Genomic DNA, 13,498 nt, shown 5'->3' on the forward strand with positions numbered 1-13,498 from the left:
GGTAAATGAAGGATAAAAGAGAAATCATACGTGCCCGAAAGGCATTTAGAAGAAGTCTAAAAGATGAGAAAAAATTCTTGAAACAAGGAAAGAAGGAGGTGAAGAAACAGAAAAAAGATTCCGCTGTACTGGATGATAAAGCATGGAAAAAAGAGATAAAAGAAAAGCTAGAGGAGATGAGAGAAGCTTCAAAGGCTAGAGTAAAACAAGCAAATGAAGACTACAATCATATTCTTCAAAATAGTCCTCCATCTCTATTGAATCGCAAAGAATTAAGAGACAGACGGTTGCCTCATGCTAGGAAACGATTGAAAATAGCCAAGAAGCAATTTAGAGAAGCCAAGGTAGAAGCAAAAGAAGAAAGAAAAGAGAGTCGTAAAGAAAGAAAAACCAATCAAAAATTTCTATACGGTCAGGAATCGAAACATAAATCTAATTTTTTCTTTAAAGGGAAGAGTTTAGAAGAATTAAAAGCTAAGAAAGAAGTCAAGGCCGCAAAAGAGAATCTAAAATCTACTAAACAAGCCTATAAGTCCAAAAAAGTCAGTAGGAAAGCCAAAACTTTTCTTTATGTCCTTGGACGTGAAGGTGGAGAGTTAGCTTCAGAAAATGAAGATTTAGAAGCTTATCGCACTCTACAAGAGACCATTAGAAAAGGGAAACGCTACAGTCGGCTTTCTTATAACATTGGGAAAGCTAGTGTCAAAACAGGACAAGCAACAGGTCGTTTTACCAAGAAAAGACTGACCAACACAAAAGAGCGATACCATCATTTTAAGGATGGAAAAGGATGGAAACTAGCGAAAGATAATCCAAGCTCCTTTAAAAATCGGTTTCGAAAATTAAAGAAACAAGGTCTTACAAGTGTCCGAAATATCTATCAAAAACTAAAAGCAGCCTTTTCCTTCTTTACATTTGCGGCTGGAAATCCTATAACATGGATAGTAGGAGGATTAGTTTTTCTTCTCTTACTTATGATGAGCTTCTTTTTAGGATTTTCATCTGCTAGTTTGATTCAACAAGATGAATTTGAATTAACAAAAGCTTATACCCACCTAACTTGGGAAGACGCAGAACATACTCGTACAAATGACAAAGGCATTACCTATTACACAAAAATTGATGATGTGATGGGCTATATGAACTTTAAATTCCATGATTACGAGTTAAACAAACCAGTTCACTTATTTAGTTCAGAAACTTACAAGGATTATCTGTCTACTTTGTGGCATGATTTAAACGATGGAGAAGATTTAAAATCCATGCAAGACCTTTATGAAACTCCTAAGTATAAACTATCAAAAGACGATCAAGAGGAAATGAAGGAACTAAAAGAAGAAGGTGTGTATGCTTCCATGCAGGAATTGGACAATCCATTTGAGGGGAAAAGCAACGAGGATAGTCTAACCATGACTTATCGTTATGGCTACTATGATTTAGACGGCAAACCTACCCTTCAGGAGTACATTCTACTAGAAGCGAAGGCTCACCAAAGGATTGTCGCACCAATGGATGGTGTTGTATCTCTAGACGGAGATAATGTTATTCTCACTAACGGAAAAGGAGAGAATGAGAGTCGCTTAACCTTATATTCCATTCATAATGGCCGTGCGATTGAGGGAACAAGAGTTCTAACGGGTGATGTTATAGGTGAAACACCAGATGATACAGGTTTGAAAGTTTCCTATCAAAAGTATAAGAACAAGAAAGAAAAATTGGTGTATGTCAATCCGCAATTTTATTTTCCAAAAGTCATTCAACTTCAGACTACTATTTTACCAGCAATTGGTCAGTTTGGTGGGGATGAGTTTGAACGAGCAAAACATATTTATGAGTTTTTGAAATCTCAAGGGGCAAGTCCCCAAGCCATTGCGGCTATTTTAGGAAATTGGTCGGTAGAGTCTTCTATCAATCCTAAACGAGCTGAGGGAGATTATTTATCTCCTCCAGTTGGCGCTACCGATTCCTCATGGGATGATGAAAGCTGGTTAGCGATAGGAGGACCAGCCATTTATAGTGGTGCTTATCCTAATATTCTTCATAGAGGTCTAGGTTTAGGGCAATGGACAGATACCGCAGATGGGTCAACACGGCATACAGCTTTATTGAATTATGCACATATCAAAAATAAGAAGTGGTATGATTTAGACCTCCAACTTGATTTTATGCTTCATGGGGATAGTCTTTACTATCAAAGTTGGTTAAAGGATTTCTTTGGAAATACGGGCAGTGCAGCCAATCTCGCCCAACTCTTTCTGACCTATTGGGAAGGAAATTCTGGTGACAAACTACTGGAAAGACAAACCAGAGCAACGGAATGGTATTACCAAATTGAAAAAGGCTTCAGCCAAACAAATGGAGGACAGGCAAAAAGTGACCCGCAATCCCTTGAAGGGGTTCGTGGGGACTTGTATGATCATTCTGTTCCTGGTGGTGGAGATGGTATGGCCTATGCCTATGGACAATGTACATGGGGTGTTGCAGCTCGTATGAACCAGTTAGGATTAAAGCTAAAAGGTAGAAACGGAGAGAAGATTTCAATCATTAATACCATGGGAAATGGTCAGGACTGGGTTGCGACAGCTTCAAGTCTTGGTGGGGAAACGGGCTCTACACCAAGAGCAGGTGCTATTGTTTCTTTTGTAGGAGGTACACATGGTACACCAGCCAGCTATGGTCATGTGGCTTTTGTAGAGAAGGTCTATGATGATGGTTCTTTCCTTGTGTCTGAAACCAACTATGGGGGCAACCCTAACTATACCTTTAGAAAAATCTCTCAAGCAGATAGTGCCATCAGTTTTGCTTATACGACCAAATAGAAGAGTTTACACTTGAAATTGTAGCTATTTAAAGATACAATATGTCTATAAATGAGTGGTCGGCTCATGGTCAATCTGATAGTAATCTTGGACATAAGGGCCAAGCGGTGGCGGACACCAGAACAAAATCCGATAGCAATCTTGGACGTACGGGCCAAGCGGTGGCAGACACCAGAATAAACCGACTGATTAGGTGGCTTACAGGTTCAGTAAGTCATCTTTTTTATTTGAAAAATAGCATAAAAATCTAGTTATCCGCATAAAAACTGGACTTATCACACTTTATCAAGGTCAAAACCACTCAATTTACTACTAATTTACTACTTATGAATGAGCTTTGATACGACGATTTATCCTTGAAAAGTGAAGATATAAAGATACTTCCAATAAAATTTGAATACTTAATAGGTAGACACTTCAAAAAATGAGGTGTCTATTTTTTTACCCGATTTTGAAAGGAAGTGAACTTATGAAAACAAAAAATCAAGAATCAAAAGGTCGTTCCCCACTCTTTAAGACCATCAAACATTCATTCAGCCAATAAAAAAGAAAGGATAGGTAAAAATATGGAACTTAAATTTGTGATTCCCAACATGGAAAAAACATTCGGCAATTTAGAATTTGCTGGCGAGGATAAAGTCGTTCAGCGAAGAATCAACGGACGGCTAACTGTCTTATCAAGAAGCTATAATCTCTATTCTGATGTTCAAAGAGCAGATGATATTGTGGTGGTGCTTCCTGCTGAAGCTGGCGAAAAACATTTCGGCTTTGAGGAACGTGTGAAGTTAGTCAATCCACGTATTACCGCAGAGGGCTACAAAATCGGCACTCGTGGTTTTACAAATTACCTTTTACATGCTGACGACATGATAAAAGAATAAAGAAAGAGAGGAAAAATGATGAGATTAGCAAATGGCATTGTATTAGATAAAGACACGACTTTTGGAGAATTGAAATTCTCTGCTCTACGTCGTGAAGTGAGAATCCAAAATGAAGACGGGTCGGTTTCAGATGAAATCAAGGAACGTACCTATGACTTAAAATCCAAAGGACAAGGACGCATGATTCAAGTAAGTATTCCTGCCAGCGTGCCTTTGAAAGAGTTTGATTATAACGCACGGGTGGAACTTATCAATCCCATTGCGGACACCGTTGCTACTGCCACCTATCAAGGAGCAGATGTTGACTGGTATATCAAGGCAGACGATATTGTGCTGACAAAGGATTCTAGTTCATTCAAAGCTCAACCACAAGCAAAGAAAGAACCGACACAAGACAAATAGTCGCTAGGTAGAAAGGAGACTTTTTCGCATGAAACAGCGTGGTAAAAGGATTCGCCCATCTGGTAAAGATTTAGTCTTTCATTTTACGATAGCGTCACTCCTGCCTGTTTTCCTGCTGGTTGTCGGACTGTTTCATGTGAAGACAATCCAGCAGATCAACTGGCAGGATTTTAACCTATCACAAGCAGATAAGATTGACATTCCCTATTTAATTATCAGTTTCAGTGTCGCAATTCTTATCTGCTTGCTGGTAGCGTTTGTATTCAAACGGGTTCGCTATGATACGGTTAAACAACTTTACCACCGTCAAAAACTGGCAAAGATGATACTTGAAAACAAGTGGTATGAATCTGAACAGGTCAAAACAGAGGGTTTCTTTAAAGATAGTGCTGGTCGTACAAAGGAAAAGATAACCTACTTCCCTAAAATGTATTATCGACTTAAAAATGGCTTGATACAGATACGGGTGGAAATCACGCTGGGAAAATATCAAGACCAACTCTTACACTTGGAAAAGAAATTAGAGAGTGGCTTGTACTGTGAGCTGACGGATAAAGAGTTAAAGGATTCCTATGTGGAATATACTTTGCTCTATGACACCATAGCCAGTCGTATTTCTATTGATGAAGTAGAAGCTAAAGATGGTAAACTTCGCTTAATGAAAAACGTATGGTGGGAATATGATAAGCTCCCTCATATGTTGATTGCTGGTGGTACAGGTGGCGGTAAAACTTACTTTATACTGACACTGATTGAAGCCTTGCTTCATACAGATTCAAAACTGTATATTCTTGACCCGAAAAATGCTGACCTTGCGGACTTAGGTTCTGTGATGGCAAATGTCTACTATAGAAAAGAAGACTTGCTTTCTTGCATTGAAACATTCTATGAAGAAATGATGAAACGTAGTGAGGAAATGAAGCAGATGAAGAACTATAAGACTGGCAAAAATTATGCTTACTTAGGTCTCCCGGCACACTTCTTAATCTTTGATGAATACGTCGCTTTCATGGAAATGCTGGGAACAAAAGAAAACACCGCAGTTATGAATAAGCTGAAACAGATTGTCATGTTAGGTCGTCAAGCTGGCTTCTTTCTAATACTGGCTTGTCAACGTCCAGACGCAAAATATTTAGGCGACGGAATCCGTGATCAGTTTAATTTCAGAGTGGCTTTAGGTCGTATGTCTGAAATGGGCTATGGCATGATGTTTGGCAGTGACGTACAAAAGGATTTCTTCTTAAAGCGAATCAAAGGTCGTGGCTATGTTGATGTAGGAACAAGTGTCATATCAGAGTTTTATACTCCCCTTGTACCAAAAGGATATGATTTCTTGGAGGAAATTAAAAAGTTATCCAACAGCAGACAGTCCACGCAGGCGACGTGCGAAGCGGAAGTCGCAGGTGTGGACTGATCTTGCTGGCTGGTGTGGCAATAGCCACGCCAGCACTTAACCCCCCGTATCTAACAGGGGGGTACAAATCGACAGGAAACAGTCAAAAAAACATTAGAAAATCCTTTGGTTACAAGGGATTTACAAAATTTCAGCGTATGTCAAATGGGCTTTAAAAGTTGACATACGCCTTTTTGATTGGAGGGATTTTTACTGAATGAACAAACTTGGTTACAGCATTTAAAAGAAAAACGCTTGGCTTATGGACTATCTCAAAACCGTTTAGCTGTTGCGACTGGTATTACAAGGCAGTATCTAAGCGATATTGAAACAGGAAAAGTCAAGCCATCAGAGGATTTACAGCAGTCCCTTTGGGAAGCTCTGGAACGCTTCAATCCCGACGCTCCCCTTGAAATGCTGTTTGATTATGTAAGAATTCGCTTTCCGACAACAGACGTACAGCAGGTGGTCGAAAACATCTTACAACTGAAACTGTCCTATTTTCTTCATGAGGACTATGGTTTCTATTCTTATTCAGAGCATTATGCTTTAGGCGACATATTCGTCCTTTGCTCCCATGAACTGGACAAAGGAGTTCTGGTGGAATTGAAAGGTCGTGGGTGCAGACAATTTGAAAGCTATCTTCTGGCACAACAAAGAAGCTGGTATGAGTTCTTTATGGACGTTTTGGTGGCTGGCGGTGTGATGAAACGCCTTGACCTTGCCATTAACGATAAGACAGGGATTTTAAATATCCCTGTACTCACTGAAAAGTGCCAACAGGAAGAATGTATCTCCGTCTTCCGCAGTTTTAAAAGCTATCGCAGTGGCGAACTGGTACGCAAAGAGGAAAAGGAATGTATGGGAAACACCCTCTATATCGGTTCATTACAAAGTGAAGTTTATTTCTGTATCTATGAAAAGGACTACGAGCAGTACAAGAAAAATGATATTCCCATTGAAGACGCAGAAGTAAAAAACCGTTTTGAGATTCGATTGAAAAATGAGCGTGCCTATTATGCAGTCCGTGATTTACTCGTCTATGACAATCCAGAGCATACCGCCTTTAAAATTATCAATCGGTATATCCGTTTTGTAGATAAAGACGATTCCAAACCTCGTTCTGATTGGAAACTGAATGAAGAATGGGCTTGGTTTATTGGGAACAATCGTGAACGATTAAAACTAACCACAAAACCAGAGCCTTACTCCTTCCAAAGGACGCTGAACTGGCTATCTCATCAAGTTGCCCCGACCTTAAAGGTTGCGATTAAACTTGATGAAATCAACCAGACGCAGGTTGTAAAAGACATTCTCGACCATGCGAAACTGACAGACCGACACAAGCAGATTTTGAAGCAACAGTCAGTAAAAGAACAGGACGTGATAACAACAAAAAAAGGATATAATGGGAGATAAGACGGTTCGTGTTCGTGCTGACTTGCACCATATCATAAAAATCGAAACAGCAAAGAATGGCGGAAACGTAAAAGAAGTTATGGAAATAAGACTTAGAAGCAAACTTAAGAGTGTGTTGATAGTGCATTATCTTAAAATTTTGTATAATAGGAATTGAAGTTAAATTAGATGCTAAAAATTTGTAATTAAGAAGGAGGGATTCGTCATGTTGGTATTCCAAATGCGTAATGTAGATAAAACATCTACTGTTTTGAAACAGACTAAAAACAGTGATTACGCAGATAAATAAATACGTTAGATTAATTCCTACCAGTGACTAATCTTATGACTTTTTAAACAGATAACTAAAATTACAAACAAATCGTTTAACTTCTGTATTTGTTTATAGATGTAATCACTTCAGGAGAGATTACATGAACAAAAATATAAAATATTCTCAAAACTTTTTAACGAGTGAAAAAGTACTCAACCAAATAATAAAACAATTGAATTTAAAAGAAACCGATACCGTTTACGAAATTGGAACAGGTAAAGGGCATTTAACGACGAAACTGGCTAAAATAAGTAAACAGGTAACGTCTATTGAATTAGACAGTCATCTATTCAACTTATCGTCAGAAAAATTAAAACTGAATACTCGTGTCACTTTAATTCACCAAGATATTCTACAGTTTCAATTCCCTAACAAACAGAGGTATAAAATTGTTGGGAATATTCCTTACCATTTAAGCACACAAATTATTAAAAAAGTGGTTTTTGAAAGCCGTGCGTCTGACATCTATCTGATTGTTGAAGAAGGATTCTACAAGCGTACCTTGGATATTCACCGAACACTAGGGTTGCTCTTGCACACTCAAGTCTCGATTCAGCAATTGCTTAAGCTGCCAGCGGAATGCTTTCATCCTAAACCAAAAGTAAACAGTGTCTTAATAAAACTTACCCGCCATACCACAGATGTTCCAGATAAATATTGGAAGCTATATACGTACTTTGTTTCAAAATGGGTCAATCGAGAATATCGTCAACTGTTTACTAAAAATCAGTTTCATCAAGCAATGAAACACGCCAAAGTAAACAATTTAAGTACCATTACTTATGAGCAAGTATTGTCTATTTTTAATAGTTATCTATTATTTAACGGGAGGAAATAATTCTATGAGTCGCTTTTTTAAATTTGGAAAGTTACACGTTACTAAAGGGAATGGAGATAAATTATTAGATATACTACTGACAGCTTCCAAGAAGCTAAAGAGGTCCCTAGCGCCTACGGGGAATTTGTATCGATAAGGGGTACAAATTCCCACTAAGCGCTCGGGACCCCTTGTAGGAAAATGTCCTAAGTGGGATATCTGTCAACTGGTATGGTTGACTAAAAATACTTCCTACGAAAATGTAGGGGGTATTTTTTTACGAAAAAATACAATCGATTCTTAAAAAGAAAAATTTTTGATTGGCAAAACCATAACAAGTTCGTTTTAGGGTTTTGATTTTGCGATTGATGCCTTCTAAAGGACCATTAGAGTATTCAAATTTAGCGCTATTTAAGACATATTTTCTGTTTTGACGAAGGGTTTGAATAGCAGTATCCATTTCTGTATTGGTTTTTTGGTAGTCTAAGATGGTTGACTCTAGTAATTCACTATTGCGCTCGTTTAGGGCTTTCGTGATATCTTGGTAAGTTTGGTATACTTCAGCGAACTTGGAAAATTTACTAGTAATGAGATCAACAGCATTTTGGCGAGTCATATATTGTTTAACGCCGCGAAGAAAAACTACTTCTTCAGGGTGAAGATCTTCAGCTTTTTTATGGAATAGCTTCCAATGTGACTTCATAATTTTATATTCTTGGCTCTGTTTATCAAGTTGCTTTAGGATAGAGATACGACAATTGTCCAAAGCGCGACCAGCTAATTGTACAAGGTGGAAGCGATCAATAATGATATTGGCATTAGGGAAAAGGCGATAGATAAAACTTTGATATTGAGCATTTAAATCAATTACAACTGATTGAACGCATTCGCGTTCGGCTTTTGAATAACGACTTTCAAAATAATCAACAATGGTAGGTGATAGACGATCCTGTAACTTTGTGACAATTTGGTGGGTTTCAGCGTCACAACAGATAAAGGACATCACAGACTTAATTGAACGAAACTCGTCAAAACATAGATGCTTAGGCAACTTAGCCACACGATAGTGTGGTTCCATGCGCTCTAAGATTGTTCGACGAACACTGCTAGGAGAGCAGTGACACATTTCAGCAATAAGCTGACCAGATAAGCCTTTACGAGCTAAAAGCATGATTTGATTTTTGAGATCACTGGATAAGGTTTGATTTTCTTTGGTTAAATTAGTAATAGCACCAAAAGTAGTATGGCATGATTTACATTTATAGCGTTGTTTACGAAGCTCTAGTTCATATCTTCTCCCATTTAAACTTGCCAGTCGTACATGAGTTTTGCGAAAGCCATCCTTATTAACTGTGGGAAAGCCACAGTTACGACAACGATTAATCGGATAAGAAAGAGTAGCTGTTATTAGCGTTATATACTCTTTAACAGAATCGTTGTTGTGTTCAGCTTCTTCAACAGAAATAATTTTAATATTTTTATCTTTAATTCCAAGAATATTTAGGATAGAATCATTATGGGACATTTGTTTAACCTTCTTTCATGATTTTTGTGGTGAATTGATTGTATAACGAGGGGACAGCAAATGTCCTCTTTTTTGTATAAAAAAATCTGGCATGGAATCTCTATCCATACCAGAAAGTGTATACCCCAAAAAAATAACTCAAATACAAATTCATTGAATATAGAGAGGAGAACATTTTTATGAATTTTGGACAAAACCTTTATAACTGGTTTCTATCAAACGCTCAATCACTGGTGCTTTTAGCAATCGTTGTGATTGGCTTGTATCTTGGCTTCAAGCGTGAGTTTAGCAAACTGATTGGCTTTTTAATTATTGCGATTATTGCGGTTGGCTTAGTCTTCAACGCTGCTGGAGTAAAAGACATTTTACTAGAGCTATTCAATCGCATTATTGGTGCTTAAATAAAACCGTTCTTTTGTGGAATATAAGTGGTTTTCTTATGTTCCGCAAAGGAATGGTACACCAAACGAAGTGCGGTAGGGATTTTTGAATCTCTACAAAGAAAGGACGTGAATATATGGACGATATGCAAGTCTATATTGCGAATTTAGGCAAATACAATGAGGGCGAATTGGTCGGTGCGTGGTTTACCTTTCCCATTGACTTTGAGGAAGTCAAAGAGAAAATCGGCTTGAATGATGAATATGAGGAATACGCCATTCATGACTACGAGTTACCCTTTACGGTTGACGAATACACTTCCATTGGCGAACTCAATCGACTATGGGAAATGGTATCGGAATTACCCGAAGAATTACAATCGGAGCTATCTGCTCTGCTCACTCATTTTTCAAGCATTGAAGAACTAAGCGAACATCAAGAGGATATTATCATTCATTCCGATTGTGATGATATGTATGACGTGGCACGCTACTACATTGAAGAAACGGGTGCTTTAGGCGAAGTACCAGCTAGTCTTCAAAACTATATTGATTATCAAGCCTATGGTCGGGATTTAGACCTTTCAGGAACGTTTATCTCAACCAATCATGGGATTTTTGAAATCGTCTATTAAATCTGTCGGTACATTACTACTGGCAGATTTTCTATTTTACGGGGTGGCTCAATCAGCTACCCCTATTTTTTATGAAAGGATTGATTACATGAAGAAAATACGAAGCTATACCAGTATCTGGTCTGTGGAAAAGGTACTGTATTCTATCAATGATTTTAGACTTCCGTTTCCCATAACCTTTACGCAAATGACATGGTTTGTCGTGTCACTCTTTGCAGTGATGATACTTGGCAACTTGCCCCCTCTTTCCATGATAGAGGGAGCATTTCTCAAATACTTTGGGATTCCTGTGGCTTTCACATGGTTTATGTCTACAAAAACTTTTGATGGTAAAAAGCCTTATGGATTTTTGAAGTCTGTCATTGCTTATGCACTGCGACCAAAGCTGACCTATGCAGGAAAAAAAGTAACGCTTGGCAGAAACCAGCCACAAGAAGCCATTACAGCAGTTAGGAGTGAATTTTATGGCATATCCAATTAAATACATTGAAAACAATCTCGTCTGGAATAAAGACGGGGAATGTTATGCTTACTATGAGCTTGTTCCTTACAATTACTCATTTCTAAGTCCAGAACAGAAAATACAAGTGCATGATTCTTTCAGACAGCTTATCGCACAAAATCGTGATGGCAAAATTCATGCTTTACAAATCAGTACAGAATCCAGCATACGTTCTGCACAAGAGCGTTCCAAAAATGAAGTCACTGGCAAGCTCAAAGCGGTTGCCTATGACAAAATCGACCAACAGACAGACGCTTTAATATCCATGATTGGCGAAAATCAAGTGAACTACCGTTTCTTTATCGGCTTTAAGTTGCTTCTCAACGATCAGGAGTTTTCTATGAAAAGTCTTACCGTTGAAGCAAAAAATGCTTTGTCTGATTTTGTCTATGATGTGAACCATAAGCTGATGGGCGATTTTGTTAGTATGAGTAATGATGAAATCCTGCGTTTTCAGAAGATGGAAAAGCTCTTAGAAAATAAAATCTCTCGTCGTTTCAAAATCCGCAGGTTAGATAAGGACGACTTCGGCTATCTGATTGAACACCTTTACGGACAGACAGGCACTGCCTATGAAGAGTATGAGTACCATCTATCAAAGAAAAAGCTGGATAATGAAACGCTGATTAAATACTATGACTTGATTAAGCCTACTCGCTGTTTGGTGGAAGAAAAACAGCGATATTTGAAAATCCAGCAGGAAGATGAAACCGTCTATGTAGCTTACTTTACCATTAACAGCATTGTCGGAGAACTGGACTTCCCGTCCTCTGAAATCTTCTACTACCAGCAACAGCAATTTACATTCCCGATTGATACGTCAATGAATGTGGAAATTGTAGCGAATCGTAAAGCCCTATCTACTGTCCGCAATAAAAAGAAAGAACTGAAAGACTTGGATAACCACGCTTGGCAAAGTGATAATGAAACCAGCTCCAATGTGGCGGAAGCTCTGGAAAGTGTGAATGAGCTGGAAACCAATTTAGACCAAAGCAAGGAATCTATGTACAAGCTGTCTTATGTGGTAAGGGTATCAGCAAATGATCTTGACGAACTCAAACGTCGTTGTAATGAAGTGAAAGATTTTTATGACGATTTAAGCGTAAAACTGGTACGACCATTTGGGGATATGCTCGGCTTACATGAAGAATTTTTACCTGCCAGCAAGCGTTATATGAATGATTATATTCAATACGTGACCTCTGATTTCCTCGCTGGTTTAGGTTTTGGTGCTACTCAAATGCTGGGGGAAAATGAGGGGATTTATGTTGGCTACAGCTTAGATACTGGACGCAATGTCTATCTGAAACCTGCTCTTGCCAGTCAAGGGGTTAAGGGTTCAGTAACCAATGCGTTAGCGTCGGCTTTTGTTGGTTCGCTGGGTGGTGGTAAATCCTTTGCGAATAACCTTATCGTCTATTATGCGGTGCTTTATGGGGCACAAGCAGTGATTGTAGACCCAAAAGCAGAACGTGGCAGATGGAAAGAAACCTTGCCAGAGATTTCCCATGAAATCAATATCGTCACTCTGACTTCTGATGAGAAAAACAAAGGCTTACTTGACCCTTATGTGATTATGAAAAATCCCAAAGATTCTGAATCACTGGCTATTGATATTCTGACATTCCTTACGGGGATTTCCTCTCGTGATGGGGAACGCTTCCCAATCCTTAGAAAAGCCATTCGTGCAGTAACCAATAGTGAAGTACGAGGGTTGATGAAAGTGATTGAGGAATTACGGGTTGAGAATACGCCACTAAGTACCAGTATAGCCGACCATATCGAAAGTTTTACAGACTATGACTTTGCACATTTATTATTCAGTAATGGTTATGTGGAGCAGTCTATCAGCTTAGAAAAACAACTGAACATTATACAGGTTGCGGACTTGGTACTTCCCGACAAGGAAACTTCCTTTGAGGAATATACCACTATGGAGCTTTTATCCGTTGCTATGCTGATTGTCATTAGTACCTTTGCTTTAGACTTTATCCATACAGACCGAAGCATTTTCAAGATTGTAGATTTAGACGAAGCATGGAGCTTTTTACAGGTAGCACAAGGAAAAACACTATCTATGAAGCTGGTTCGGGCTGGTCGTGCTATGAACGCTGGGGTATATTTCGTGACCCAAAATACAGACGACCTCTTAGATGAAAAACTGAAAAATAACCTCGGCTTAAAATTTGCATTTCGTTCCACTGACCTTAACGAGATTAAAAAGACCTTAGCCTTTTTTGGTGTAGACCCAGAGGACGAAAACAATCAGAAGCGATTGCGTGATTTGGAAAACGGGCAATGCCTTATCAGTGATTTATATGGTCGTGTCGGTGTGATACAGTTCCACCCTGTATTTGAAGAACTGCTCCATGCCTTTGATACCAGACCACCTGTGCGAAAAGAGGTGTAAAT

Annotated in this window: 14 protein-coding genes; 13 read left to right on the forward strand and 1 reads right to left on the reverse strand. The window is 38.6% G+C overall.

The window, feature by feature from the left end; genetic code table 11:
- Nucleotides 1-5 precede the first annotated feature (5 nt).
- From PCY10_RS01770 to erm(B), 9 genes are all read left to right on the forward strand, one after another.
- Nucleotides 6-2,819, forward strand: coding sequence for a phage tail tip lysozyme (locus PCY10_RS01770; protein WP_023916193.1), 2,814 nt, complete (start codon nt 6-8; stop codon nt 2,817-2,819).
- A gap of 566 nt (nt 2,820-3,385) precedes the next feature.
- Nucleotides 3,386-3,700, forward strand: coding sequence for a YdcP family protein (locus PCY10_RS01775; RefSeq protein WP_000420682.1), 315 nt, complete (start codon nt 3,386-3,388; stop codon nt 3,698-3,700).
- 15 nt (nt 3,701-3,715) lie between these two features.
- Nucleotides 3,716-4,102, forward strand: a complete 387-nt coding sequence (locus PCY10_RS01780) for a YdcP family protein (protein WP_000985015.1) — start codon at nt 3,716-3,718, stop codon at nt 4,100-4,102.
- Between the two features lie 28 nt (nt 4,103-4,130).
- Entirely contained in the window at nt 4,131-5,516 is a 1,386-nt protein-coding gene (locus PCY10_RS01785) for an FtsK/SpoIIIE domain-containing protein (protein ID WP_000813488.1), read from the forward strand.
- Nucleotides 5,517-5,518: 2 nt separating this feature from the next.
- Nucleotides 5,519-5,671, forward strand: coding sequence for a hypothetical protein (locus PCY10_RS01790; RefSeq protein WP_000879507.1), 153 nt, complete (start codon nt 5,519-5,521; stop codon nt 5,669-5,671).
- A gap of 22 nt (nt 5,672-5,693) precedes the next feature.
- Nucleotides 5,694-6,914 (forward strand): MobT family relaxase, encoded by a 1,221-nt coding sequence (gene mobT, locus PCY10_RS01795; RefSeq protein ID WP_000398285.1) that lies wholly within the window; start codon nt 5,694-5,696, stop codon nt 6,912-6,914.
- Nucleotides 6,904-7,071 (forward strand): MLS leader peptide, encoded by a 168-nt coding sequence (locus tag PCY10_RS01800; protein ID WP_000502600.1) that lies wholly within the window; start codon nt 6,904-6,906, stop codon nt 7,069-7,071. Before mobT ends, PCY10_RS01800 begins: the two co-directional genes overlap by 11 nt.
- 48 nt (nt 7,072-7,119) lie before the next feature.
- Nucleotides 7,120-7,203 (forward strand): 23S rRNA methyltransferase attenuation leader peptide, encoded by an 84-nt coding sequence (locus PCY10_RS01805; RefSeq protein WP_001814874.1) that lies wholly within the window; start codon nt 7,120-7,122, stop codon nt 7,201-7,203.
- Nucleotides 7,204-7,327: 124 nt separating this feature from the next.
- A complete protein-coding gene (gene erm(B) / locus PCY10_RS01810; RefSeq protein ID WP_001038795.1) occupies nt 7,328-8,065 on the forward strand; it encodes a 23S rRNA (adenine(2058)-N(6))-methyltransferase Erm(B) in 738 nt (245 codons plus the stop codon).
- A 256-nt stretch (nt 8,066-8,321) separates the two neighbouring features.
- Here erm(B) and PCY10_RS01815 read toward each other — a convergent pair whose 3' ends face one another.
- Nucleotides 8,322-9,569 (reverse strand): ISL3 family transposase, encoded by a 1,248-nt coding sequence (locus PCY10_RS01815; RefSeq protein WP_000019067.1) that lies wholly within the window; start codon nt 9,567-9,569, stop codon nt 8,322-8,324.
- 179 nt (nt 9,570-9,748) lie between these two features.
- Between PCY10_RS01815 and PCY10_RS01820 the strand changes: the two genes are divergently transcribed.
- The 4 genes from PCY10_RS01820 (at nt 9,749) to PCY10_RS01835 (ending at nt 13,496) form a co-directional block, all read left to right on the forward strand.
- The gene (locus PCY10_RS01820) at nt 9,749-9,970 is read left to right on the forward strand and encodes a hypothetical protein (RefSeq protein WP_001009056.1); all 222 of its coding nucleotides are present in this window, start codon (nt 9,749-9,751) and stop codon (nt 9,968-9,970) included.
- Between the two features lie 116 nt (nt 9,971-10,086).
- Nucleotides 10,087-10,584, forward strand: coding sequence for an antirestriction protein ArdA (locus PCY10_RS01825; RefSeq protein ID WP_000342539.1), 498 nt, complete (start codon nt 10,087-10,089; stop codon nt 10,582-10,584).
- A gap of 88 nt (nt 10,585-10,672) precedes the next feature.
- Nucleotides 10,673-11,065 carry a conjugal transfer protein gene (locus PCY10_RS01830; protein ID WP_000723888.1) on the forward strand — a complete coding sequence of 131 codons (393 nt, stop codon included), beginning with the start codon at nt 10,673-10,675 and terminating at the stop codon, nt 11,063-11,065.
- Complete coding sequence (locus PCY10_RS01835; protein WP_000331160.1) at nt 11,049-13,496, forward strand: ATP-binding protein; 2,448 nt, start codon at nt 11,049-11,051, stop codon at nt 13,494-13,496. Before PCY10_RS01830 ends, PCY10_RS01835 begins: the two co-directional genes overlap by 17 nt.
- The last annotated feature ends 2 nt before the right edge of the window (nt 13,497-13,498 follow it).

Origin of the sequence: Streptococcus sp. SI1 (assembly GCF_030439945.1) — a bacterium.
Taxonomy (GTDB): Bacteria; Bacillota; Bacilli; order Lactobacillales; family Streptococcaceae; genus Streptococcus; species Streptococcus intermedius.

Bases quoted from the DNA above. Each gene is read 5' to 3' on its own strand.
- PCY10_RS01815 (WP_000019067.1), bottom strand. From the start codon at position 9,569: ATGTCCCATAATGATTCTATCCTAAATATTCTTGGAATTAAAGATAAA.
- PCY10_RS01800 (WP_000502600.1), top strand. From the start codon at position 6,904: ATGGGAGATAAGACGGTTCGTGTTCGTGCTGACTTGCACCATATCATA.
- PCY10_RS01835 (WP_000331160.1), top strand. From the start codon at position 11,049: ATGGCATATCCAATTAAATACATTGAAAACAATCTCGTCTGGAATAAA.
- PCY10_RS01820 (WP_001009056.1), top strand. From the start codon at position 9,749: ATGAATTTTGGACAAAACCTTTATAACTGGTTTCTATCAAACGCTCAA.
- PCY10_RS01805 (WP_001814874.1), top strand. From the start codon at position 7,120: ATGTTGGTATTCCAAATGCGTAATGTAGATAAAACATCTACTGTTTTG.
- PCY10_RS01770 (WP_023916193.1), top strand. From the start codon at position 6: ATGAAGGATAAAAGAGAAATCATACGTGCCCGAAAGGCATTTAGAAGA.
- PCY10_RS01780 (WP_000985015.1), top strand. From the start codon at position 3,716: ATGATGAGATTAGCAAATGGCATTGTATTAGATAAAGACACGACTTTT.
- PCY10_RS01830 (WP_000723888.1), top strand. From the start codon at position 10,673: ATGAAGAAAATACGAAGCTATACCAGTATCTGGTCTGTGGAAAAGGTA.
- PCY10_RS01785 (WP_000813488.1), top strand. From the start codon at position 4,131: ATGAAACAGCGTGGTAAAAGGATTCGCCCATCTGGTAAAGATTTAGTC.
- PCY10_RS01775 (WP_000420682.1), top strand. From the start codon at position 3,386: ATGGAACTTAAATTTGTGATTCCCAACATGGAAAAAACATTCGGCAAT.
- PCY10_RS01825 (WP_000342539.1), top strand. From the start codon at position 10,087: ATGGACGATATGCAAGTCTATATTGCGAATTTAGGCAAATACAATGAG.